General features: G+C 53.2%; 23 protein-coding genes. 11 read left to right on the forward strand and 12 right to left on the reverse strand.

Going from position 1 to position 25433, the window contains the following annotated elements; genetic code table 11:
* Positions 1-146: 146 nt before the first annotated feature.
* The 9 genes from FDX01_RS09080 (at position 147) to FDX01_RS09120 (ending at position 12050) form a co-directional block, all read left to right on the forward strand.
* Entirely contained in the window at positions 147-2339 is a 2193-nt protein-coding gene (locus FDX01_RS09080) for an EAL domain-containing protein (protein WP_117343168.1), read from the forward strand.
* A gap of 65 nt (positions 2340-2404) precedes the next feature.
* Positions 2405-4495, forward strand: a complete 2091-nt coding sequence (locus FDX01_RS09085; RefSeq protein ID WP_137399660.1) for a Cache 3/Cache 2 fusion domain-containing protein — start codon at positions 2405-2407, stop codon at positions 4493-4495.
* Positions 4492-5559, forward strand: a complete 1068-nt coding sequence (locus tag FDX01_RS09090) for a chemotaxis protein CheB (protein ID WP_096755944.1) — start codon at positions 4492-4494, stop codon at positions 5557-5559. The genes FDX01_RS09085 and FDX01_RS09090 overlap by 4 nt, the downstream gene beginning before the upstream one ends.
* Positions 5556-6968 carry a protein-glutamate O-methyltransferase CheR gene (locus FDX01_RS09095; RefSeq protein WP_137399661.1) on the forward strand — a complete coding sequence of 471 codons (1413 nt, stop codon included), beginning with the start codon at positions 5556-5558 and terminating at the stop codon, positions 6966-6968. Before FDX01_RS09090 ends, FDX01_RS09095 begins: the two co-directional genes overlap by 4 nt.
* Before the next feature lie 11 nt (positions 6969-6979).
* The gene (locus FDX01_RS09100) at positions 6980-9106 is read left to right on the forward strand and encodes a response regulator (RefSeq protein ID WP_117343172.1); all 2127 of its coding nucleotides are present in this window, start codon (positions 6980-6982) and stop codon (positions 9104-9106) included.
* A 22-nt stretch (positions 9107-9128) separates the two neighbouring features.
* Positions 9129-9485, forward strand: coding sequence for a response regulator (locus FDX01_RS09105; RefSeq protein ID WP_135911512.1), 357 nt, complete (start codon positions 9129-9131; stop codon positions 9483-9485).
* 15 nt (positions 9486-9500) lie between these two features.
* Positions 9501-11186: a diguanylate cyclase gene (locus tag FDX01_RS09110; protein ID WP_115257615.1), complete on the forward strand. Its 1686-nt coding sequence runs from the start codon at positions 9501-9503 to the stop codon at positions 11184-11186.
* Positions 11183-11707: a chemotaxis protein CheW gene (locus FDX01_RS09115; RefSeq protein WP_096755949.1), complete on the forward strand. Its 525-nt coding sequence runs from the start codon at positions 11183-11185 to the stop codon at positions 11705-11707. The genes FDX01_RS09110 and FDX01_RS09115 overlap by 4 nt, the downstream gene beginning before the upstream one ends.
* Complete coding sequence (locus FDX01_RS09120; RefSeq protein ID WP_137399675.1) at positions 11691-12050, forward strand: hypothetical protein; 360 nt, start codon at positions 11691-11693, stop codon at positions 12048-12050. Before FDX01_RS09115 ends, FDX01_RS09120 begins: the two co-directional genes overlap by 17 nt.
* A gap of 74 nt (positions 12051-12124) precedes the next feature.
* Here FDX01_RS09120 and FDX01_RS09125 read toward each other — a convergent pair whose 3' ends face one another.
* From FDX01_RS09125 to sitA, 6 genes are all read right to left on the reverse strand, one after another.
* Entirely contained in the window at positions 12125-13747 is a 1623-nt protein-coding gene (locus tag FDX01_RS09125) for a serine hydrolase (protein ID WP_137399662.1), read from the reverse strand.
* A gap of 90 nt (positions 13748-13837) precedes the next feature.
* Entirely contained in the window at positions 13838-14560 is a 723-nt protein-coding gene (locus FDX01_RS09130) for a cysteine hydrolase (protein WP_137399663.1), read from the reverse strand.
* 171 nt (positions 14561-14731) lie between these two features.
* A complete protein-coding gene (sitD, locus tag FDX01_RS09135; protein WP_137399664.1) occupies positions 14732-15583 on the reverse strand; it encodes an iron/manganese ABC transporter permease subunit SitD in 852 nt (283 codons plus the stop codon).
* Entirely contained in the window at positions 15574-16437 is an 864-nt protein-coding gene (gene sitC / locus FDX01_RS09140) for an iron/manganese ABC transporter permease subunit SitC (RefSeq protein WP_048213040.1), read from the reverse strand. The genes sitD and sitC overlap by 10 nt, the downstream gene beginning before the upstream one ends.
* A complete protein-coding gene (sitB, locus tag FDX01_RS09145) occupies positions 16434-17255 on the reverse strand; it encodes an iron/manganese ABC transporter ATP-binding protein SitB (protein WP_115257617.1) in 822 nt (273 codons plus the stop codon). Before sitB ends, sitC begins: the two co-directional genes overlap by 4 nt.
* The gene (sitA, locus tag FDX01_RS09150) at positions 17252-18169 is read right to left on the reverse strand and encodes an iron/manganese ABC transporter substrate-binding protein SitA (protein ID WP_137399665.1); all 918 of its coding nucleotides are present in this window, start codon (positions 18167-18169) and stop codon (positions 17252-17254) included. The genes sitB and sitA overlap by 4 nt, the downstream gene beginning before the upstream one ends.
* A 186-nt stretch (positions 18170-18355) precedes the next feature.
* Here sitA and FDX01_RS09155 point away from each other — a divergent pair, with 186 nt between their 5' ends.
* Complete coding sequence (locus FDX01_RS09155; protein WP_115257619.1) at positions 18356-18700, forward strand: nitrous oxide-stimulated promoter family protein; 345 nt, start codon at positions 18356-18358, stop codon at positions 18698-18700.
* Positions 18701-18778: 78 nt separating this feature from the next.
* Here the strand turns inward: FDX01_RS09155 and flhA are convergent, their stop codons facing one another.
* From flhA to hypA, 6 genes are all read right to left on the reverse strand, one after another.
* Positions 18779-20857 (reverse strand): formate hydrogenlyase transcriptional activator FlhA, encoded by a 2079-nt coding sequence (gene flhA / locus FDX01_RS09160; protein WP_115257620.1) that lies wholly within the window; start codon positions 20855-20857, stop codon positions 18779-18781.
* Positions 20858-20988: 131 nt separating this feature from the next.
* A complete protein-coding gene (gene hypE, locus FDX01_RS09165; RefSeq protein WP_137399666.1) occupies positions 20989-21999 on the reverse strand; it encodes a hydrogenase expression/formation protein HypE in 1011 nt (336 codons plus the stop codon).
* On the reverse strand, positions 21996-23117 hold the full coding sequence (gene hypD, locus FDX01_RS09170) for a hydrogenase formation protein HypD (protein ID WP_096755957.1): 1122 nt from the start codon (positions 23115-23117) through the stop codon (positions 21996-21998). The genes hypE and hypD overlap by 4 nt, the downstream gene beginning before the upstream one ends.
* Positions 23118-23390 carry a hydrogenase 3 maturation protein HypC gene (gene hypC, locus FDX01_RS09175; RefSeq protein WP_096755958.1) on the reverse strand — a complete coding sequence of 91 codons (273 nt, stop codon included), beginning with the start codon at positions 23388-23390 and terminating at the stop codon, positions 23118-23120. It lies immediately after the preceding gene.
* Positions 23381-24253: a hydrogenase nickel incorporation protein HypB gene (hypB, locus tag FDX01_RS09180; protein WP_137399667.1), complete on the reverse strand. Its 873-nt coding sequence runs from the start codon at positions 24251-24253 to the stop codon at positions 23381-23383. Before hypB ends, hypC begins: the two co-directional genes overlap by 10 nt.
* 85 nt (positions 24254-24338) lie before the next feature.
* A complete protein-coding gene (gene hypA, locus FDX01_RS09185) occupies positions 24339-24695 on the reverse strand; it encodes a hydrogenase maturation nickel metallochaperone HypA (RefSeq protein ID WP_096755960.1) in 357 nt (118 codons plus the stop codon).
* Positions 24696-24893: 198 nt separating this feature from the next.
* On the opposite strand from hypA, the gene hycA reads away from it, so the two are divergent.
* Complete coding sequence (gene hycA, locus FDX01_RS09190) at positions 24894-25352, forward strand: formate hydrogenlyase regulator HycA (RefSeq protein WP_096755961.1); 459 nt, start codon at positions 24894-24896, stop codon at positions 25350-25352.
* Positions 25353-25433: the final 81 nt, after the last annotated feature.

Raw genomic sequence — 25433 nt, forward strand, 5'->3', positions numbered from 1 at the left:
TCAATGTAGAACCTTTTTTATTTTCTCAGTGTGCGGTTAATGTCATCAATTTTACAATGGTTAATGACTGGCCCAAATGGATTTGTTTGCGACATTAGAATCTGGATTAAAGTCCTATTGGTATAGTGTATAGCGGATAAATTGATTTGGACGCAATAATAAATACAAACACTGCAAAAATCACTCGTGAATGGTGTCTGCCGCTTGCTATTCCTGGCCTTTTTTATCCACTGGCACACTATCTTAACGGTTACTGCATTCTTAATAATACTCTATTAACCGTTTACGATCTCAAATTAGCCGTATTTTCCGCCGCATTGGTTCTCTTTGGTTATCGGGTTCTGCCGGGGATAATGCTGTTTCTGGCGGTGATGTTTTGGGTTGGTCCTGTAGGCGAACACGTGGACGCGTTGTGCCTGACGGCGGCATCGACGCTGAGCTATGCCATTTATCGTAAAGTGACGGGCAGACGCAGTAGCGCCAGCTTTAGCCGGATCACCATCAGCTTGAATCGTATGATTTGGCTCTGCGGCTACAACATTTTGCTGTATCTGCTTTTCAGCAAAATTTTCGCCTTTGTGGTTCCCCACAGTCAGCGATCGGATGTGGCGAACCTGCATATTATGAGTCTGGAAATGCTGGTGCGTGTCCAGGGACTTGCTAACGGTTGCCTGACGGGGATCCCCTTTTTCTACAAAGCATTTCGCATCCTGCGCCGACCGTCCTGGTTGTTTACCTTTATTAAGTCGATCGGCGAACAATGCAAAGGCAATGTCACGGTATACGGCGTCATGGCGTGGTGCACCGTGCTTATTGGTCTGATGCTATGTTTAACGTCGCCCTATAACTCGAATATTTTCTTCTCATTCTACAGCCTGATCCTGCTTTTCCCGTTGATGCTGTGGGGAGCTATTAAGATTGGCCACTCATTTACGATGCTGGTGTGGACGGTGGTATTAATTATTCTGGGCAAGCATAACGATAATTATATCGCCAGCGATGAGAGTTTCATGCTGCACCAGGCTATGGTTTCAACGCTTATTTTTATCTTTTCACTCACCATTGTGATTATGGGCGCGCTGGCAAAATTTACCCGTCAACGATTTAGCCAGGCGCTGGTATTAGGTCTGACCGACCCGATGACGGGCATGGCAAACTTGCGTGCGCTGAAGACGGAGCTGTTTACGACCGAACATGCGACGGTGTGCCTGATTCAACTCCCCGAACTGGAGCTTTTTTCCCGCCGCTACGGTTTTCATTTTCGTACCCGTTATCAGAAAATTTTGGCTGAGCATTTGCAAAAGCACTTGGTCGAAAGTGAGAAGGTCTATTATCACGCCGGTTATGATCTGCTGATCAGGCTGGAAAATTGTACCTGGGAGCGGTTGTGTGATTTATACCAGGCTGCTAACGGTTTTCGCCTTTTTCATAATAATCAGCGGCTGGGGTTTCGCAGTGGTTTGGGCTATTGCCTGATTCACGATGTGAGCGATGACATCTATCAGTTGGTGGGGAAACTGGGCATGGTCGCGGGGTTGTCTCTGACCAACGGCAGACCCGAAAACCTGGAAACGCAACATAGCCGCATGCTTGGCAACCATATTGTGGATAAAACCGATATTCGCACGGCGTTGCAAAATGCGTTGGATAACAATGCGTTTGTGCTGATGGCCCAGCCTATTGTCAGCACCCAGGGCGAAGAACACTATCATGAAATATTGATCCGCATGTTAAACGATAAGGGTGAGTTTATTTCGCCAAACAGTTTCCTGCCGGTGGCGCATGATGCGGGGCTGGCACCGGAAATCGATTTATGGGTCATCGAAAATACGCTCAAAGCCATGTGTCACCATCCACAGCGTTGCTTTTCTATTAACCTGGCACCGGTGACGGTGTGTCGTTCAAATATTGTCTCGAAGATCACCCAGCTCTTACAGGAATACGCCGTCGCGCCGCAGCGAATTATTTTTGAGATTACCGAAGCGGATACGCTGTCCGATAAACAACAAACCGTAGAAACGCTGCGTTTAATTCGCCAATTAGGCTGCCGGGTGGCGATTGATGATTTTGGTACCGGGTTCGCCAGCCATGCGCGTTTGATGAATATCGAGGCGGACATTTTGAAAATTGATGGCTCGTTTATTCGGCGGATCACGGAAAGTGAAATCAGCTACTACATCGTTGAATCATTCTGCCGCGTTGCCGAAATGAAAAACATGCAAGTCGTCGCCGAATTTGTGGAAAACGCCAGTATTCAGGCATGCCTGGAGCAAATGAACGTGGGGTGGTTGCAGGGATATCACATTGGTAAGCCGACACCGCTGCTCACGCTGAAATAGCGTGGCGCCAGCATAATTCTGACTCAAAAAAAGAACAGCGCCTTCTCAGACAGAGAATAAAAAATATGAGTGACATGATTAAAGTAAAAGAACGCCCGGCGGCCATATCTTCAGACGGACCCACTGCACGAGTGCTCGCCTGGCTGCACAGTATTCACCTGGGTGTCGCGATGAAACTCGGCATGATTCTGGTGGTGTGCATTGCCACGCTGCTGATTGGCGCCTCTTTTATGTTATCGAATTATCTGTCCAGCGAGCTGCAGGTTAATGCGCTGGAAATGATCAAAACCAACACCCGTATTTTCCACAACAATATCTCTAATGAGTTTCAACGGGTTACCCGGGATGCGGAACATTACAGCAATGTTTACATTAATAACTATCAGAATGTAGCCAATAAGCCACTGCGCTCTATGGACGCGTCTGAACTAAAAGCCGTTTTGAGTAACCCCAATACAAACGACCATTTCACCGAATTAACCAGCGTCTTTGCCAGTACCTTTATTCTGCAGGGCGAGCAGTTTGTTCGCGTCAGCAGCACGTTGCTGGCCAGTTCCGGTAATACGGCGACGGCAACGGTATTGGGGCGCGATAATCCGGCATTGCCATTACTACTGAAAAATAAACCGTTTTCAGGTGTGGTCACGCTGTTTGGTAAGCAGTTTATTAGCCACTATGAGCCGATTGCCGATAAATATGGTCAGGTGATTGGTGCCGTGGCGGTCGGGTTTGATGTCAAACAGACCCTGCAACCGATCATCAGGCAGTTATTGGATGTGCATATTGGTAAAAATGGCTACGCCTACGTGCTGGATGCCGGGTTCGACCCCGGGCGTATGTTGGCGCACCCTTCGCTGGCTAACCAGCAGGCGGTGAATATTACTGACGCCAACGGTTATAAGCTGTTTGCCGATATCCTCGAACATAAAAATGGCATCACCTACTACAACTGGGTGAGTGGTTATGGTGTCGCACCTAAGACCAAAGTTGCCGTCTATGAGTACATTGAAGGGATCAACTGGATCATCGCCACCACCAGCTATGTGGATGATGTCGCCAAGAGCAGCAATCTTGTGCGCAATGGCCTGTTGCTGTTCACCGCGTTGCTGTTACCCATCATTTTATTGCTGATTGCGATTGCCAGCCGCTTCCTGATTTCACGCCGTCTAAACCGCGTGCTGAGGATTGCGCAGACCATCGCGGAAGGTGACTTAACGGTGGATGTGCAGGTGGATCATCCTGATGAAATTGGCGAACTGCTCGGCGCGGTAGAAATGATGCGCCAGCGCCTGCACTCGCTGGTGGGGGCTATGGTGTCTCATGCGAACTCAGTGCACCAGGCATCATTGCACATCACCGAGGCGGTAGACGGCCAGGCCTCAACCAGCGTGGAAACCTCATCTTCAGTGGCTGAAATTACCTCCACCATGGAAGAGCTGTCAGCCTCTTCCACCCAGATAGCCGAGCATTCGCGGGCGGTGGTCGATATTGCCAACCAGACGCTTGAGGATTGCAATAAAGGCTCGGATTCGATGTCGCAGCTGCTGATGCGCATGACGGATATCGACAACGATAACCAACAAAACATGCGTGAAATCATGATGCTCGGCAACAAGTCGACGGAAATCAGCCGCGTGATGGTGATCATTAACAGTGTGGCGGATCAAACCAAACTGATTGCCTTTAACGCCGCGCTGGAAGCGGCCAGCGCCGGAGAAGCCGGGAAACGTTTCTCCGTGGTGGCGGCTGAAATCCGTCGTCTGGCGGATTCAGTCACCGAATCGACGGTTGAAATTGAGAATAAAATTAGTGAAATCCAGAACGCGATTAATCGCCTGGTGCTGAACGCGGAAAAAGGTGGCGAGAGTATAAAATCGGGGACGAGGGCGTGTCAGCTGAGCGCTGAGCACCTGAATGATATCGTCGTTACCGCAGAGCAAACCTCTACGGCGGCGCTGCAGATCTCGCTGTCTACCCAGCAGCAGAAAACCGCCAGCAATCAGGTGGTTATGGCGCTGCGTGAAATTGTTGTCGCCAGTAACTACACGTCGCAGTCGATCAAAGACATTCTGATTGTGAGTCAGGATATGACACAGCTGTCGAAGGCGCTGAAAGAGGCCTCTGCATCATTCACCCTGATGGATATGGATGCATGAGTAGCCGCGGTATTCGGGTACTGATCCTGGATTTGGGCAGCGTGTCGCGCAACCAACTGGTCAAGCAACTGGAAGATCATCCACATATTTCGGTGGTTGGGCAGGCGGCCCATCGCCGCCAGGCAATGCGGTTGTTGCAACAGTTAGGGCCTGATCTGCTGATCCTGACGCTGGAAACGTCGACCGCCGATAACGTCGAGATCGTCGAAACCATCATGGCGACCAGCGCAATCCCTATCCTGGTCATGCATTTTGGTGGTGAAAATGCAGGCGATGAGGATTACATCTCTCGCGGGGCGCTGGCGGTGTTGCACCATAACTACGACTCTCCACTCGCCACCCGGACGCTGCATCGACAGGTGGAACTGCTGGTGGGCGTGAAGGTCATCCGTCATATCAAGGGGTTACGCTACCCTGCAGAACCGAGTGTGTCGGGCACGCGATTGGCAATGGAAACGGTTGAGACCACGGCCGACTGGCCCTATGTGCTGGCGATTGCCTGTTCGACCGGTGGGCCGCAGGCACTGAGCAAACTGTTGCAGGATTTACCCGGTACGTTCCCGTGTCCGGTACTGATTGCCCAGCACATTGCCGATGGTTTCGCCAAGAACATGGTGCACTGGCTGGACAGCGTAACCGATCTGAAGGTACGGCTGGCGCAGGATAATGACCCGGTGGAGGCCGGAAATGTCTATATCCTGCCACCGGAACAGCATCTGATCGTCAAAAGTAACCAACGGCTGGCGACGGTTCCACGACAAGAAAGCGACGTGTATCACCCCAGCTGCAATCTGTTATTGGAGTCGGTCGCTGAGGTGTTCCGCGAAAAAGCGGTCGGGCTGATCATGACCGGAATGGGCAGCGATGGATGTCGCGGCATCGAGCTTATCGTCCAGCGTGGTGGGCGAACGCTAGCGCAAGATGAAGAAAGTTCGGTGGTCTTTGGTATGAACAAGAACGCGATTGATAAGCAGCTCATACACCGCACGATCCCGCTGAATGGCCTCGCGAAGGTGCTGCTTTCGATGGCAGGTCACGGGCATTTCGAGAGTACATTGCCATGATACCCAACCTTCCAGAATATGCCCGCTTGATCAAAGAACGGGTGGGTTTGCACTTTGATAATGCGATGGAAGCGCTGCTAAAATCGGCGCTGAGTCAGCGCATGGCTGAGCGTAATATCACTGATTATTATGAATACTATGAAAAACTGCGGCTGTCGCAGGACGAGTTTGATCGCTTTATTACCCTGATTACGATTAATGAAACGTATTTTTTCCGTGAAAGCGACACGCTGGATTTAATCTGCGAAAAATGGGTGCCGCGCATCATGCAACAGCGTAGCGGTCCGGTGCGTATTCTTAGCGCAGGGTGTTCATCAGGGGAAGAAGCCTACTCGCTGGCCATCAAACTGCATGAAAAGTACCAGGATGGGATGGCGGAACGGGTTGAACTCTACGGCTGTGATATTGACCCGGCAATTCTCGCGAAAGCCAGAAATGCCAGCTATTCCAGCTACTCGTTTCGTGGCGTCGATCCGTTAATTCAGCAGCGCTATTTTACCCGTACGGGAAACCAGTTTCGGCTGCATGACGCCATCCGTGAAAAAGTGTCATTCCACCGCACCAACATCATCAAAGAGCAACTGCTGCCGGAAGTGGACATTATTTTGCTGCGCAACGTGTCTATTTATTTCGACACGCCGACCCGCCGCGAGCTGCACGCAAATTTGCAAAAGATGCTGCAGCCGCACGGCGCTCTGTTCTTCGGCAACGCAGAAACGCTGGCGAACAATTTCGATATCCTGAAGCTTGAGCAGGAAGAGAGCATTTTCTATTTTTGCCACCACGCTGAATCTCCTCGGGTAGTGCCAACACCACGGGCTACGCCGCGCGTGACCGTTACCGCCCCCGTTGTTGCCGTCGAGCCTGCCACACCCGCGACGCTTAAGTCTGACGACTGGCTGAAAAAGGCGCGTGCCTGCCTCGATGAAAAACGTTTTTCCGATGCTGAAAAGTGTATCGCCTGCGTATTACGCAGCGATCCAGGCCATCAGGATGCGCTGCTGATTCAGGGCGTGATTGCGCTTGAGCAGCGAGAGTTCTCGCAGACCACCGGCAATGCGCAAAAGATCCTCGCCCAGGATGAATGGTCGGCAGAGGCAAAAATGTTGCTCGGTCTGGCGATGATGTGGCAGCACCAGACGCAGCAGGCGATTGCCTGGTTCAAACAGGTGGTTTATCAGGAACCGGGTTACTGGCCCGCGCATTATTATCTGGCCGAAATGTATCGCCAAAGTGAACTTCACCAGCCCGCGCAGCGGACTTATCGCGTGGTGATGCAATTACTTAACGATGAAATCAACAATCCTTCAACGGTGTGTCGTCTACGTTTGCCGATGGTCTTTCCCGGCACGACGTTTCGCTTTCTGTGTGAACATCAACTGGCGCAATTCGCCCATCAAAGCGGGTAATAAGAACGATTATGGCTATCGATCTGAAAAAATTCGTTCTGCGTTTTATTGATGAAGGGAGAGGTCATTTGCAGACGCTCAGCGAGGGGGCCTTTCTGCTCTCCGCTGGGGAACATACTGATGCCGGGATCGGTGAGATGTTTCGCGCCGCGCATACCCTGAAAGGGGGCGCACGGATGCTGAAACTGCAAAGTATCGCCGATGTCACGCATCACCTGGAGGACGTCCTGAGCGAACTGCGGGAAAAAAAACTGACGCCGGACCGGGCGCTGGGCAACCTGATTCATGAAGCGGTGGAGTATCTCTCAAACCAATTGACCCAGCTTTTTGTTAGCGCAGGGGATAACCAGCTGCCGCCTGCGGATGCGGGGCTGTGTGAACGTCTTGCCTGTGCGAGCCGTGGGGAAGCCGCTACGTTGGCGGTGGAGGCGGTTATTCACGCGGACAAACCCGCGCCGTCGGCGGCGTCGATTACCGTGGACGGTGGCATTAAGCAGGCTGACTTCGTGCGCGTTAAGCTCAACAAGCTGGATGATCTGATCGACATTCTGGGGGAAGTGGTCGCCGGTCATGACCGCCTGGAACAGCAGATACAGAACCTGAGTCACATTGTGCCGCGGTTGTTAGGGCTAAGCGCAGAGCAACTTCGTCAGCAGATCCGCGATTTCAGCGCCCAGTTAAAAGAGAGCGTACAGGTTCAGCATTTGCAGATGTTTGAACTGTATGACGTGGCGGCGCGGATCCGCATGCTCCCGCTTTCCACGCTCTTTGAGCCGATTTCATTGCAGGTGAGTGAGCTGGCCTCCACGCTGAATAAGCAGGTGGTCTGCCGCTTTGTGGGCGGGGAAGTGGAGATTGACCGCCAGCTTATTGACCGGCTATCGGAGTCGCTGACGCATCTACTGCGCAACGCGGTCGATCACGGCATTGGTGACATTGATGAGCGGTTGGCGCTCGGTAAATCCACGCGCGGTACGATCACCATCACTACCCAGCAGGATGGCAGCGGAATATTACTGCGGGTGGAAGATGATGGCCGTGGGCTGAACTATCCGGCCATCAGCGCGAAGGCGGTCAGTAGAGGGCTGGTTCCCGCGTCGATGGCCGGGCAGCTCTCCGAGCAGGAGTGCAATGAGCTTATTTTTCATCCCGGTTTTTCAACCAGCAAAATCGTTTCTGAACTGTCCGGTCGCGGCGTCGGTCTTGATGTGGTGCGCAAAACGGTGGTAACCGATTTGCAGGGGGATTTGCAGGTGTACAGTCGGCAAGGTGTCGGAACGAGTTTCACGCTGCGTCTGCCGGTATCACTGACAATGATGCGTATCCTGCAATTTGAAGAGCAGGGACACCTGTTTGGGTTGCCCGCTCAGTACGTGGTTGAGGTGGTGGAGTACACCCCGGAAGGGATCAGCGATATTGCCGGACGCCCGGCCATTATTTTGCATAACGAGTTTATTCCGGTGGTTTGCGCAGGCCTGTTACTCGGTATACACGCACGTCAGGGAAGCCGCTCTCCGGCGGGGCAGCGCTTAATCATTGTGCAGAATCAGTACAGCAAGATGGCGCTGCGGGTCGATAAGTTGCTCGATGAGCGCAAGATGATGATCAAACCGCTACCGAAGCATATGCAACAGCAATCGCTGGTATCCGGAATGGTCCAGACGCCGGAGAACCAGCTGGTCAGTATTTTGCAAGTTCCGGCGTTAATGGCGATGGCGCAGCAATCGCGACAAACCAGTACGCCCGTAAAACCGGTGAGCGTGGCGCAAAACGCCTGGCATGTGCTGGTGGTTGATGACTCGCTGAATACCCGCGAGATAGAAAAGAATGTACTGGAAGCGCACGGCTATCAGGTGACGCTGGCGGAAGATGGGCTGTCAGGCTTGCAGAAAGCGAAACTGACCCAGTTTGATGCGGTCCTGACGGATGTCGAAATGCCGTTTATGGACGGTTTTACCTTCACAAAATCGCTGCGTGGCGAGAAAAACTACCAGCACACGCCGATTATTATCGTGACCTCCCGCGCCAAGGAAGAAGACCGGCGGCGCGGTATTCAGGTAGGCGCGGATGCCTATATTGCCAAGGGCGATTTCGAGCAGGACAGCCTGATAAAAACCTTAAAAATGCTGTTGTGCTGAGGGCACAACACCGAGAGAGACGATGCGAATTTTATTAGTTGATGATGATCTTTTTGCCGCTGAACTGGCATCCGTCTTCCTGGAAATGGACGGCTACGAGGTGGTGATTGTGGAAAGCGCCATCTCTGCCTTAGCGTGCCTGGATTCGGATAAAACACTCGATCTGGTGATTAGCGACCTGCATATGCCAGAGATCAGCGGGCTGGATCTGCTGGCGCTGCTGCGTGCCCAGGGCTGGTCTAAACCGTTTATTTTGCTGAGCGCCAATGAAGTGACGGCCAGCGATGTGCCGTATGATCGCTGGGTGAAAAAAGATGAAAATCTGGCGGAAAACCTCGGCGCCGCGGTCAATGCGCTGCTGCAGCCTGCTACTGAATAAGTCAAAAACCTCACGATGAAACAAGAAAATAAGCACCTTGCTATGGCTGCCGCTCAGGAAAAAATCTCACGGCTGAGACAGGGGTTTTTACGCCGCATTCCCGATATGCTGGCACAAGCGGACAGGCTATTGGTCCAACTGGTCGCCGAACCCAGCGAGGTTTGTCGTAAACAGCTGCATATTTTGCTGCACAGTATTCACGGGTCTGCCGGATCTTTTGGCTTTGCTCCGCTCGCTACTGCCTCCGCGGAAGGTGAGCGATTACTCACCGAGCCGGAGCAATGCACATTACATTGCGATGAGCTGCGGAGGATCCTCCGTTGGCTGTATACCCTGACGCAAGAACAGCTCAGTCTTGAGCATCGTATCAGCGACACAGGCTTCAAATTACCGAACCCTGAGGAGCGTCCAGAGGAGGCGTTTGTCCGCCGTACCAGTAAACCGATCTACCTGTGCGATGATGACCTCGATCAGGTTGAACTGCTCGCCACCCAACTGCGCTGCTTTGGTTTTACCTGCCATGTCTTTGCGAATACCGAGGACTTTACCCAGGCCGTACTGGCGCAACCGCCTTCCGTGGTGATCATGGATGTCAGCTTTCCGGACAACGCCTACGGCGGCCCGCTGACCATGTCAGATCTGAAAAAGAAAGTTGGCACCGCTTTCCCGGTGCTGTTTCTCTCCTGTCACAGCGACTTTACGGCGCGTATTAACGCCATAAAATCGGGCTGCGACGGCTACTTTGTTAAACCGGCGTCTATCACCGATTTAGTGCAGGAACTTCACCGCTTAACCCAGCCGTCGCTAAAGAAACCCTATCAGATCCTGTTGATTGACGATGAGCCAGCGGTCGCGGAATACAACGCGGAAATGCTGCGGATGGCGGGAATGGACGTGCATGTGCTGGAGAAACCTCAGTATTTGCTGCATGTGCTGAACGCCCAGCCGATTGATCTGGTACTGATGGACTACCACATGCCTGAGTTTAGCGGCGTGGATCTGACCAAACTGATCCGCCAGATCCCGCAGCACATTGGCCTGCCGATTGCCTATCTTTCCAGTGAAACTAATAAGACGGCGCAGTTTGGCGCCATGAGTATTGGTGCGGAGGACTTTATCCTCAAACAGGCCGATCCTCAGGGATTGATCCATGCCGTGTCGATCCGAGCGGAAAGAATGCGCACCCTGCGCGCCCGGATGTCGCAGGACAGTTTGAGTGGGTTATACAACCACTCGACGACCACCCACTTTCTTAAAAGCGCGATCGCCGAATCTAACTACAGCGGTAAACCGTTCTGCATGGTGATGGTGGACCTGGATCATTTTAAAAATATTAACGATACCTACGGCCATGTCGTCGGAGACCAGGTGATTGTCGGCATCTCGCAGCTGTTTTCCCATCGTTTACGCAGCACCGACATCGTGGGCCGCTACGGCGGGGAAGAATTCGCCATCATCATGCCGAATACCACCAGCGAAACGGCAGCCCTGGTAGTGGAACGTTTACGCAAGGATTACGAGCAGGTCGCGTTCTCCGTTAATGATACCTATTTTCACAGTACCTTCAGCGCTGGTATCGCGCAGTGGCAGTTTGGCGATCGTATTGAAACGCTGCGTGAGCGTTCCGATCAGGCGCTGTATGCCGCCAAGCAAAAAGGCCGCAACACCTTCTGTATCGCTGAAGAAAAGGAGAGGGCATGAGCCCACAACTGGAGCAGATCCTGGCGCTGAATCATGGTGAGAAACCCGAGTGTGAAAGCGTCGATGAGCCGCAGTGCACGCTGGTGTTATTTCAGCTGGCGGATAAAAACTTTGCTTTCTACGGCGCGCAGATAAGAGAGATCCTCGCGGAACGTCCTATCTCGTGGGTACCCTGTTGTCCGCCGATGCTTGAAGGCGTGATCAACTATCGCGGGCGCGTGGAGTCGGTCATGAGGCTGGACGGCCTGATTGACAACCCCGTGGCTAACGCCCTGGGAAAACGGACTATCCTGATTGGCTGCGGTGAGAGGATGCAAAGTGGCATCCTGATTGACAGATTGATTGATGTTCTTGAGGTGGTGGAAAGCCAGATTCATTTACCCGGTGATTCGCTGCCTCCGGCGCTACAGCCGATTGCGGTCGGGGTGGTCAAGGTGGGCGACACCTGGTTCACCCTGCTGGATCTGAATCTGGTATTTGACCGTTATCAGGAGACCTGTGGTGATGACGCAACCCGTTAACCTGGCGGCCGTGCGCATCCGCATGGGAACGCAGGAGTTTTACATTCCTGCAAGCCAGGTCCGTAACTGCTCGCGGGTGACGCACGTTTCACCGGCTATCCCGCGCTTTAGCCAGTGGCTGGGCATTGCCGATGAACCGTCAGAGGGCGGACATTTGCATTTTTTTGTTCCGCCAAGTGGTGTTGATACTGGCTGGTACTTATGGGGGCAACTGGAGAATGTCATGCTCTCCAGCGACATCATTTTTGCGCTGCCTCCGCTGCTGGCTCACAGCTGTCGCCTGCCCGCGTTACGGGCGCTGGTGGGGCGCGAAGCGCTCAGCCCGCTGTTGAGCTGGGGCTGATAAATTAGCGCTTTATATGCTGCGGGGCAGGTTCTGACCTCGCAGCGTGGGGGCGTTGAGAATACTATATCCAGTTACTGGATATAAACATCTACAGACCGACTGACCAGATTAGTCATGAAATTATCAAGACTATCAACGGTCTTTTGGTCCTGGATACCATAAATTTTTGCCACGTCATCAAGGTTTTCATAACTAACCCAAACCCGACCAATCTTATCCTGCCAGACGGAAACACGTAACGGCAGATCAAGCGATATGCCCTGTTTATCCTGCATCAGTTTTGTACCGACTTTAGGATTACCAAATACCAGGACTTTCGTTGGTCTGAGGTTCATGCCAGCGCCCTCGGCATTTTTCTCATGATCAATCTCGGTGAATAACGGAACACCTTCACTATTCAGAACGGCCTTCAGTCGGGAAATAGTCTCATCGACAGAGTATTTACTCTCTTGATTTTTGATTTTCTCTGAATTTAAACCAGAATTCAGTCCGGTTTTGTAGGCTTCGGCAATATCACGTGCCACCTGGGTCATGTCGACACCTTCTTTGTTGGTCAGTATCGTCACGCAAACCAGTTCATCACCGGCGGTAAAGCGGCTCAGATAGGCGCTGAAACCAGCGGTCGTTCCTTTGATTTCAAGGAAACCAGGATGACGGGTAAATTCCCAGCCAGCCATAGCGGGCACGACTTTGCCGTTTTTCAGTTTTGCGGGGCTGTAGATAATATCGCGCAGCTGTTTATCTTTAACTAGCGTGCTGCCTGCAAGACCGATGTCCCATTTACTGATGTCTTCAGCTGATGACCACAAGCCGCCGTACGCGTACAGGTTATTGGTGGCGATAGCGCTGACCGGCTCCAGTTTTTCACCCGCGGCGACATAACCGGTTGCGGGTTCAACCGGGTTGATGTAGGCGATTTCTGCTTTAAATTTAGCGTGCTGGTTGTGTTGTTTGTCGGGTGTTGGGCGATCCAGATAGGCTTTCGTTGGCATATCCTTCGCGAACTGTGTGCTTTGCAGGCCTAATGGTTCAATTTGGTATTTGATAACGAAGTCTTCATAACGCATCCCGCTGACGTTTTCGATAGCCATCCCTAACAAAATAAAGTCGGTCGCACTGGCGTTGATATCAGTACCGTTTTTAAATTCGAGTGGTTTATTTTTGACAAGATCAACCAGCTGCGCAGGTGTATATTTCTGCGCTTGTTTATAGCCGAAGGATCTGAAGTCGGGGATCCCGGAAGAGTGTTGCATTAACTCCAGTATCGTAATGTTATGCCAGCTTTCCGGTAAGCCGGGTATATACTTGCTTACTGGGTTATTAAGATTTAATTTTCCTTGCTCTACCAGCTGCATGACCGCTACGGCGGTAAAAGCCTGAGTGATTGGCCCGATACCCCACATAGTTTTGGTCGAAGCCAATTCATCATTGGTGAGTGTTGCCAGTCCATATCCAGCTGAGCGCGGGATATACGGAGCCTGAACGATCGCCATGGATAAACCGGGCAGATTATTTTTCGCCATCACCTCGGCAATCATCTGATCGATATATTTACCGTTTACTTTTAACTGTGGGTTACCACGATTAACTAAGTAGGTTGTCTCGTTAGAATTAGGGGCGGCAATCACCACGGAGGTTGAAACGGACATGGAAAGTAAAATACATGCCGCAATCACCTTTAACTTAAGCTTCATGGAGGGGTTCCGTTTTATTGATTTTTCTGTGCAGTTGTTGGCGATAACTGCACAGCAATTAGATAATGATATGAAAGGTGCCGATAGTCGTTACTTAGCTGCGGCTATTACTGTTTCAATCGTCTTTTCAGTGTCCCATAAATCATTAGCAATAATACGGTAGTTGGTGAGTGCGGCGAGATAACCGTCACCTTCCGGAATTCGTGGCCCTGCCGTGGCGTCTTTAACTACGACAACCTCAAAGCCTTGCTCAATCAATTCACGCAAATGGGATTCAATGCACAGATTGGCGGCCATACCTGCCAGAATGACCTGGGAGATGCCACGTTTTCTGAGTTGCAGCACCAGATCGTTGGTTTCTGGTCCAAAAATTTTATGCGGTGATGTAATGACCGTTTCGCCGTCATAAATATAGGGTTTAAACTGCGGCATAAAGTCAGCACCTGAATTTTCGAAATTATCCACGTTCAGCGGTCCCTGACGATCAAACATTCCCGTGCTGTGCATAAATGTTTCGCCTGGTGCGGTCGATACCCATTTATGATCATGTGGGAAATAATAATGTGGAGAGACAAATACAGGAAGATGCTGTTCTTTTGCCAACTTAAACAGCGCTTCCAGGTTTTCTACGGTATTGTTTTCGGTGATGCTGTCTTTAAATACTTCCCAGCCAATTCCCTGCGGACTTAGAAAATCAACTTGTGGATCAACTACCACCAATGCAGCAGTCTTGCTATTAAGTGTAATACCTTTACGTGGTAATCCGTAGGCTTCTGGTTCAGAATATATTTCGGACATGCTTATCTTGCTCATAAAAATTTACCTGTTTGTATTTATTTATATCTGATGTGATAGTTACTATCGTCGCGATAAATAACGTCGGTAAATATGGCATGGTTTCAGAGGGAGTGAGTTGCTCAATACGCTGATAAAATTGTCATTGCGTATTCTAATAACGAAAGTGGGCATCTGAGTGCCCACACGTTAGAGGTCGTATTGCCGGCGTCGCCGTTCTAAACGGCGATCGCGTAGAGTGGAATAAATAAAGGCGATAACAAATAGCAGGGAGAATAAGACGACGATGGTCGGGGCCGGTGCGCTGTCGATGAAAAATGACAGGTACACGCCCATAAATGAGGTGACCATCGACATGACGACGGCGAGTATCAGGGCGTGGGAAAACTGGCGCGTGAGTAAAATTGCAATCGCGCCCGGCGCAATTAACAACGAGATCGACAGAATAATACCCACCGACTTCAGCGTGGCGACGATGGTGAGCGCGATCATACACAGCAGACCATAATGCAGCAGGGTGGTGTTCAGCCCGCAGGCTTTTGCCTGGTGCGGATCGAAGGCGTGCAGCAACAGATCTTTCCACTTTAACCCGATGACAAGGGCAATCCCCAGCGCAATAACCGCCGTTTGTGCGATATCCCCCAGCGAGACACCGAGCATGTCGCCGAACAGAATATGGTCCAGATGAATCTCAGACTGGATTGAGACGTACAGCACCAGTCCTGCGCCAAACATGCCGGAGAAGACGATACCCATCAGCGTGTCGCGTTTGATGCGGCTGTTATCATCGAGATAGCCGGTCGCCACCGCGCAGAACAGCCCAGCGATAAACGCGCCAATGGCCAGCGGAATGCCCGCGATGTAAGCCAGTACGATCCCCGGAAATACCGCATGGCTCATGGCATCGCCCATCAAAGCCCAGCCTTTGAGCACCAAAAAAACCGACAACAGCGCGCAGGGTATGGCGACGATAACGGAGATGGTCAGCGCGTTCACCATAAAGCTGAACTGAAAGGGTTCCAACAGGGCGGTTAAGAACATGAGGACTCCTTATTCACCTGGCGGGCGCGGCGACGGTTGGCCAACAGACCGTGTTTTGGCGCGAAGACAAACGCCAGCAGAAACAGCAGTGTTTGCAGAACGACAATAATTCCGCCGGTCGCGCCGTCCAGCCAGTAGCTCAGCCAGGCACCGAAAAAGCTGGTCAGGCTACCGATAGCGACGGCGATAGTGAGCAGCCGGGGAAAGCGATCGGTCAACAGCCAGGCCGTGGCACCGGGCGTCACTACCAGGCAAATCACCAGAAATGCGCCGACAGTTTGCAGCGCCGCAACGGTGGAAACTGAGAGCAGCGTAAAAAATAACAGCTTCAGGCGGCCTGGGTTCAGACCGATAGAACGCGCGTGGTTCTCATCGAAAAAAACCACCATCAAATCTTTCCACTTCAACAGCAGAATGGTGAGTGAGATGACGCCGATAATCGCCAGTTGCAGAATATCTTCCGGTGCAATCGCCAGCACATTACCGAGAATAATGGTCTGAATGTTCACCGACATCGGATTGAGCGACACCATAAACAGCCCGATGCCGAAGAAAGAGGAAAAAATCAGCCCAATGATCGCATCTTCCTTCAGGCGCGAACGCTGGTTAAGAAACAGCATACTGCCCGCTGCCAGCCCGCCGGAAAGAAACGCGCCAAGCGCAAAGGGGAGCCCTAACATATAGGCCCCGGCAACGCCCGGCACAATCGAGTGTGACAGTGCATCGCCAATTAACGACCAGCCCTTGAGCATTAAATAGCAGGAGAGAAACGCGCACAGGCCGCCGACCATCGCCGAGACCCACATGGCGTTGAGCATATACTGGTAGCCAAACGGTTCTGTCAGCCAGTTCATGGTGATTCCCCCTCGTTGGGCGTACGTCGAGAAATAAACGGCCGTTCATCATCGGTGATTACGTGCTGCTCACCGCCGCTTAGCTTCACATGGCGCAGGACGCCGCTGAACGCCAGCTCGAGATTCTCGGGGGTAAAGGTGGAGTCGGTTGGGCCGCTCGCCAGCACCGTCCCTTTGATCATGACCGTGTAATCACAAAACTCGGTCACCGAACCCAGATTGTGAGTAGAGACCAGCATCGTGCGCCCCTCATCGCGCAGTTCGCGCAGCAGGTCGATGATGCGGGCCTCGGTTTTCACGTCTACGCCGGTGAACGGTTCATCCAGCAAAATGACCTGTCCGTCCTGGGCGATGGCGCGCGCCAGAAAAACACGTTTTTTCTGCCCACCGGAGAGTTCGCCGATCTGCCGATGGCGGTATTCCAGCATATCGACCCGCGCCAGCGCCGCATCCACGCATTGATGGTCGCGCGCGGTTGGTCGTCGCAGCCAGCCCATATGGCCAAAGCGTCCCATCATCACCACGTCTTCCACCAGCACCGGAAATGACCAGTCCACCTCTTCCGACTGGGGAACGTAGGAAATCAGATTCTGTTTTAGCGCCTTGCTGACCGGCTGCTGCAGAATGGAAATTTCGCCCTGCGCCAGGCGGACAAACCCCATCAGCGCTTTAAACAGCGTTGATTTCCCGGAGCCGTTGACCCCGACCAGCGCGGCAATCGAGCCACCCGGTACCTGAAAGGTGGCATCGCGCAGCGCGGTGTGCCCGTTGCGATACGTCACCGTCACCTGATTGACGGAAATCGCTGAATGACTCATGGCTGGCTCCCCAAACCTGCGTTAATCCCGCTGACAATAGTTTCCGTTGTCACGCGCAGTAAATCCAGATAGGTCGGTACCGGGCCATCGGCAGCGCTCAGCGAATCGACATACAGCACGCCGCCGTAATGTGCGCCGGACTCACGTGCCACCTGACGGGCAGGCTTGTCGGACACCGTGCTTTCGCTAAATACCGTCGGGATCTGATGAGTTCTGATCGCATCGATCACTTTGCGCACCTGTTTGGGTGTGCCTTGCTGATCGGCGTTGATCGGCCACAAATAAAGCTCTTTCAAATCGTTATCGCGCGCCAGATAGGAGAATGCGCCTTCACTGGTGACCAGCCAGCGTTTATCGGCCGGGATTTTTGCCAGCGCCGCATGCAGGGGATCGAGCGTCTGACGAATTTTCGTTTTATAGCGCTCTGCATTGTTCTGGTAGATGGTGGCATTGTCCGGATCGTACTTCATCAGCGCATCGCGGATGTTATCGACGTATATAAGCGCGTTCTCAGCTGACATCCAGGCATGGGGATTCGGCTTGCCGTTATAGGGGCCTTCGCTGATGCCCATCGGCTTCACGCCGTCAGAGACCATCACCTCCGGCACGCCGGATAAATGCTGGTAGAAGCGGGAAAACCACAGTTCCAGATTGAGACCGTTGGAGAGGATCAGCTGTGCGCCCTGCGCGCGTTTAATGTCGCCCGGCGTGGGCTGATATTCGTGAATTTCAGCCCCCGGCTTGGTAATGGAGCTGACCTCGGCTGCGTCACCCGCTACGTTGCTCGCCATATCGGCAATCACCGTAAAGGTGGTGACCACCTTAAATTTTTCTTGCGCCGATGCAGGCGACAGCGTCAGCGTCGTCAGGACGCAGGCAAGGAGAAACGATTTCAGATGGGGCAGGCGCGGCATAGTATCCCTCACAAGAAAGTGGTTAATTTATCATCGAATATAGCCTTTGCTATGTTATATAGCACAAGGCATGATAAATGAAAATAATTCTTATTTGCGTAGGGTGCTAAGGATGTATCACCTTCAGGTAATAGTGCCGCGGATTACTAAGGTGTATTATGTATGCAACTTAAATGTGGAGGCATCATGTCCGGCAAACGTATTGCACGTGAAAAAATGACGATCCAGAAAATGATCTCGCTGTATGAGAGCCAGTGTCCGCAGGCTTCAGACGAGCCGGGGCATTACGATGCGTTGTTTGCCTATGCGCAAAAACGACTGGATAAGTGCGTATTTGGTGAGGAGAAACCAGCTTGCAAACAGTGTCCGGTGCACTGTTATCAACCTGCAAAACGCGAAGAGATGAAGCAGATTATGCGCTGGGCCGGGCCGAGGATGCTCTGGCGTCATCCGATCCTGACCGTGCGTCATCTGATGGATGACAAACGCCCGGTGCCGGAATTGCCAGAGAAATTTAAGCCTAAGAAATAATGTTGCGGTGTGCCGGATGGCGGCTGCGCCTTATCCGGCCTACAAAGGCATACGCATCTGCGCCATCAGCCACAATCGTTAAACCAGCGCATCCTTATCAATACCCAGTCGCTTCATGCGTGAGAGCAACGTTGTGCGTTTCAGTCCCAGCCGCTGTGCTGCGCCTTTTGGACCGGCGACCACACCGTTGGTCTCTTTCAGCACGCGCATAATCAACTGGAATTCATCTTCGCCTTCCTGCGCAACTTCGGTCGCCACCGGCGGTGTGCACGGCGCCGGCGTGATGATATCCGGCAGGGACAGTTGCAGCACGTTGCCTCTGGTCAGCAGGACCGCGCGTTCCACCACGTTTTCCAGTTCGCGCACGTTACCCGGCCACTCCATGCCGCTTAGCGTGCGCAGCGCTTCAGCCGGAATGCTGTCGATATTGCGCCCCATCCGGCGAGCAATTTTAAAGGTGAAGGCCTTCACCAGCAGCGGGATATCTTCCGGGCGCTCGCGCAGCGGCGGCAGATGGATCGGGAAGACGTTCAGGCGATAGTACAGATCGTTGCGGAATTCGCGATCGGCCACCATTTTTTTCAGATCGCGGTTGGTGGCGGCGATCAACCGCACGTCGGTCTGGATCAGCTTGTTGCTGCCCAGACGTTCAAATTCCTGCTCCTGCAGAACGCGCAGCAGCTTAGGCTGTAGCTCCAGCGGCATGTCGCCAACTTCGTCGAGAAACAGCGAGCTTTTATCGGCCAGTTCGAAACGCCCGATGCGCTGCGTACTGGCACCGGTAAACGCGCCACGCTCATGACCAAACAGGTCGCTTTCCAGCAGTCCGGCAGGCATCGCCGCACAGTTCATCTTCACCATCCGACGGGCATTACGTCCGCTCAGATTGTGAATAGCCCTGGCAATCAGCTCTTTACCCGTTCCGGTCTCGCCCAGAATCAGCACGGTGCTGTCACTTTGCGCCACCATCTCAACCTGTTTGAGCACGCTGTACATGGCTTCGCTGCGGCCAATGATTTCACCAAACTCACTGTCCACGTTATTGAGCTGCTCGGTCAATGCCAGGTTCTCATCGACCAGCCGTTCTTTCAGGCGGTGGATCTCCTGGTAGGCGAGGGCGTTATCGACAGCAATGGCCACGCGCTCGGCAATCTGGCGCAGCAGCTTGAGATTGGCGGTAGTGAAGACTTTTTCTTCGCACTGGGCCAGCTTGAGGACGCCAAGCATCGTGTTACCGGACATCAGCGGCAGCAGACACAAGGTTTGTAACTGGTTGCCCCAGGTGTCAAACAGCATGCGTTCGTAAGGCGCCAGCGCATCACGTTCGCTCAGGTTAATCAGCAGCATCTCTTTGCTTTTGAAAACCCGCTCAGAGAGCGTGCCCGCTTCGTCAACTTCGCTCTGCTCGTGCGCCGGATGATGCTCATCCAGATAGTGGGTGGAATAGATGCTCAGCTTATTTTTGCGATCGCTGCGCAGCACGATGCTGATGGCGTCGATATCGAAGTAGTGGTGGATCTCTTTGGCGACTTCGCTGACCAGCTCATCAATGTCCAGGCGGGAGAGCACCGCATTGGTGATGGCGACCAGGATACGAAAGTTGTCACGCTCACGACATAGCAGATCGTAGTCGACGTTGTTGCTGACCCGGTTCTGGATCTGTTCGGCCACGACGCCGACGATCTGGGTAAAGGTTTGCAGGCGGTTGTACTCTTTTTCACTCCACGGGCTGTCTTCGTGGCGGATAAATTCACAGCCGCCGAAGATGCGCCCATCGGCCGCCAGCGGCAGCAGACAGTAGTGACCAAATTGGGAGTACAACCCGCCGGATGCCAGCTGCGGCCAGGTTTCACTAAACTCATGATAGCTGCAGTGCAGGGCATCGGGACGAGACAGAATGCGGCGCACCGGACCGTGTGCCAGCACCGTTTCGTCTTCATAATCGATGGGTTTACCATTTTCACGCGTCGTAAAGTAACGCGCACGCTGCGTCTGCGCCTGCCATAACACAATAGCCGCACTGTCGGCCAGCGCCGAACGCTTGACCAACTGAGAAAGCGCCTCACTGAGAGACTGAAGATCGGGCTGCTGTAATAATGTACGAGTGATATCGAACAAGCCTTGCTGTCCGAGGTCGCTCATCGGTGTATACGACATATTGCTTTTCCAGGAAGCACCAACGGTGCAAAAACGGTAAATGAATTATAGGTATAAGTTGAAAATTATTGTCGGATGGCCAGGGTACGCCATCCGTAGGCCCGGTAAGCGAAGCGCCACCGGGCAATATATCAGCATATGCGTGGGAGTGGTTCGGCGTGTGGTAAATCAAGAGTTCGCTTCACGCCGTACAGTCCGGCCAGACGAACGCCTTTACGTTCCACCACTTCACCAATCAGCGCCGCATCGCGGCCCAACGGATGCGCGCGTAGCGCGGCAAGCACGCTTTCTGCGGCCTGGCGTTCCACGGCGATAACCAGTTTGCCTTCGTTGGCAAAGTTGAGCGCATCCAGACCGAGCAGTTCGCAGACGCCACGTACCGCTGGTTTCACCGGCAGGGATGATTCGGACAATTCAATGCCGAAGCCGCAGGCCGCCGCAAACTCGTGGGTGACTGCATTCACGCCGCCGCGAGTGGCGTCGCGCAGCGCTTTCACGCCGGGGATGTCACGCAGCGTCTGAATCAGCGGCGTTAACACCGCGCAGTCGCTGACCAGTTCACCGTCCAGCCCCAACTGCTCGCGCAGGTTAAGGATGGTTGCGCCGTGGTCGCCGAGCGTTCCGCTGACCAGCAGTACATCGCCTGGGCTCAGGGTTTGTGCACCCCAGTGGATAGTAGCGGGGATCGCGCCCATTCCGGCGGTGTTGATAAACAGTTTGTCCGCCGCGCCGCGCTGCACCACCTTGGTGTCGCCGGTGACGATGGCAATGCCCGCTTCGCGCGCGGTGGCCGCCATGCTGTTGACCACGGTTTTCAGCGTGTCCATCGGCAGACCTTCTTCGAGGATAAACCCGCAGGAGAGGTAGCGAGGGATCGCTCCACTGACGGCGACGTCGTTAGCCGTACCGCAGACAGCCAGCTTGCCGATATTGCCGCCAGGGAAGAACAGCGGATCAATCACGTAGCTGTCGGTCGAAAATGCCAGACGGTCGCCTTCAGCCATCAGTTGCGCCAGATCCAGACGCGCCTGATCTTCTTGTTCCGCCAGCCACGGATTCGCAAATGCTTCCATAAACAGGCTATTGATCAATTGTTGCATAGCCTGACCGCCGCTACCGTGGGCGAGTTGTACGCTGTTCATGCTTCACACTCCTGCTGACGATACTGATACCAGGCGGCACACGCGCCTTCGGAGGAGACCATCAGGGCGCCAAATGCGGTCTCCGGATTACAGGTTTTACCAAATAACGGGCACTGATGCGGTTTACATCTGCCGGTCAGCACCTCGCCGCAGCGCGCGCGCGGGTCGTCATACACCTGCTGTGGCGCCGGTTTGAAATGTGCTTCGGCATCAAAACGTTGGTAGTCAGGCGTCAGATGAACGCCGGAAGATTCGATAACGCCCAGACCGCGCCATTCGCTGTCGCCATCGACGCAGAACACCTCGGCGATAGCCTGCTGCGCCAGGGCGTTACCGGCATCCGGCACCACGCGACGGTACTGGTTCTCAACCTGGCTGTGGTCGGCAATTTTCTGCTCAATCAGCATTACCACGCCTTGCAGCAGATCCAGCGGTTCGAAACCGGCGACCACCAGCGGGCGATGGAAATCGGAGGCGATGAAATTATAAGCATCGGTGCCAATGACCATGCTGACGTGACCCGGTGCTAAAAAGGCGTCAATACCGTTATCTGGCTGTTCCAGCAGGCTACGCAGTGTTGGGATCAGCGTAATGTGCTGACAGAAAAAGTAGAAGTTTTGCACGTCACGCTGTCTTGCCTGCTGGAGCGTGATGGCGGTCGTCGGCATGGTGGTTTCAAAACCCAGACCAAAGAACACGACTTTGCGGGTCGGGTTTTCCTGCGCCATCTTCAGGGCATCCATCGGCGAATAGACGATACGGATATCTGCGCCACGCGCTTTGGCCTGCAGCAGCGACCCCTGTTTTCCCGGGACGCGCATCGCGTCGCCAAAGGTGCAGAAAATCACTTCCGGGTGGCTGGCAATTTCTACGCAGCTGTCAATTCTGCCCATCGGCAGCACGCAAACCGGGCAGCCGGGGCCGTGAATAAACTCCACGTTTTCAGGCAGCAGTTGGTCAAGACCGAATTTGAAAATAGCGTGGGTATGGCCACCGCACACTTCCATAATGCGCAGCGGACGTTCAGCGGTGTAGGGGAGGTGAGCGGCACGTTCACACAGGTGGTCAATCAACTGCATCACCTGTTCTGGTGCGCGATATTCGTCAACGAAACGCATTTATTTTTCCTCGCCGTACAGCAACGCGCCGACATCCGGCTCAACGTCAAACATGTTTTGCAGCGCCTCGAGCGTGTCGCGCGCTTCAGCCTCATTAATGATGCTCATGGCAAAACCAACGTGCACCAGGACCCATTGCCCCAGACGTGGTTGACCGTGCTCATCACAACTACCGACCAGCGTCAGGTCGACGTCGCGCTGAATACCGCAAACATCGACCTTGGCCTGGTTTCCCTCAATGGTGCGGATTTGACCCGGAACACCTATGCACATCGCTGCGTCTCCAGCCAGGAGAGCCATTGATCCATGCCTTCACCGCTGGTGGCGGAAATCAGGATGATCTCAATTTCCGGGTTCACTTCCCGGGCGCTGGCGATGCATTGTTCAACATCAAAATTGAGGTATGGCAGCAGGTCGACTTTGTTGAGTAGCATCAGCGAGGCGGCGGCAAACATATGCGGGTATTTCAGCGGTTTGTCTTCGCCTTCGGTAACGGAAAGCACCGCCACTTTATGACGTTCGCCGAGGTCGAAGCTCGCCGGGCATACCAGGTTACCGACGTTTTCAATGAACAGAATACCGTTGTCTGCCAGCGGCAGTCGCGGCGCGGCATCGGCAATCATTTGTGCATCAAGATGGCAGCCTTTACCGGTGTTCACCTGGATGGCGGGCGTACCGGTGGCGCGAATACGCGCGGCGTCGTTAACCGTCTGCTGGTCGCCTTCGATCACCGCACACGGCACGCTGTCTTTCAGCTTCATCAATGTTTCGGTTAACAGTGTTGTTTTACCGGAACCGGGGCTGGAGACCAGATTCAGCACCAGATGCTGACGGGCGGCGAAGCGGGCGCGGTTACGCTCGGCCAGACGGTTGTTCTTGTCCAGCACGTCAATTTCCACTTCCAGCATACGGCGCTGGCTCATGCCTGGCGCGTGGGTGCCGGCCTCACCATGGCCGTAGTGTAAATCGCCTTCTTCAGTTTGGCTCGGGGTGAAACTGGAGGTCTTCACTCCGGTAATATTCAGCGCCGGACGAGCGGCCGGGGCAAATGGCGCGCTGCGAAACGCCGAGTGGGGGTTATGTTCATCACCCTCTATATAAAGGTTGCCTTCAGCGCAACCACATGTCGTACACATCGCTCACTCCTGATCTATTGCTTGTTACTCGCTTTTTGCCGGATGGCGACGCTAACGTCTTATCCGGCCTACTTTGTCACCAGCTTTAATCTTCAGCATCGCCTATTTCAATTCGTCGAATCTGCAGGCCGTCATCGGCCACGATTCTTAGCATGTCGCTGTGGCATTGCGGACAACGGCGCACGCGCTGGGTCAGTAAGGTGACGTACTGCTGGCATGTTTCACACCAACATTCGGCTTCTTGTTCTTCGAGGTGGAGTTTACAACCTTCTGCAAGGGTGCCACGGCATACCAGATCAAAACAAAAGGCGAGAGCGCTGGTTTCTACGCAAGAAAATGCGCCAATTTTGAGCCAGACCGCAGTAACCCGTTTTGCACCGTGTTGCGTAGCCTGTTGTTCAATCAATTCCAGTGCCCGTTGGCAGAGGGTTATTTCGTGCATATCGCCTCCCATGTTGTTATCGGGATAAAAGCAAAAAACATGCCAAACTGGATTTTTTCACCCGTGACAATGACGACGATGACGAAATGACATGTCGTCACGACCAGTAATTTATTTATCCATATGAAATATAAGTAATTAAATATTGGCATGAAACGTGCTTAACGCTGAATGTCTCTGCTAAACGGGTAACCTGACATGACTATTTGGGAAATAAGCGAAAAAGCCGATTACATCGCTGAACGGCATCGTCGCCTACAGGACCAGTGGCGTATTTATTGCAACTCGCTGGTACAGGGGATCACCCTGTCGAAAGCGCGTTTACATCATGCGATGAGCTGCGCGCCGGACAAGGACCTGTGCTTTGTCTTGTTTGAGCACTTCGTTATCTACGTCACGCTGGCGGACGGCTTTAACAGCCATACCATCGAGTACTACGTTGAAACGAAAGATGGCGAAGATAAGCAGTTGATTGCACAGGCACAACTGTCTCTCGACGGTAAGGTCGATGACCGTATCAGCAACCGCGATCGGGAACAGGTGCTGGAGCACTATCTCGAAAAAATCGCCAGCGTCTACGACAGCCTGTACACCGCGGTTGAAAACAATATGCCAGTGAATTTAAGCCAACTGGTAGAGGGTCATAGCCCGGTTTAAGCCTCGGGTGTGTCCACGTAAGTCATGATGCGGTGCGTATGCTGCGTCACGACAGTTTAGGGAATGGGCATGTCGATAAGT

Source organism: Citrobacter sp. wls613 (assembly GCF_005281195.1).
Classification (GTDB): domain Bacteria; phylum Pseudomonadota; class Gammaproteobacteria; order Enterobacterales; family Enterobacteriaceae; genus Citrobacter; species Citrobacter gillenii.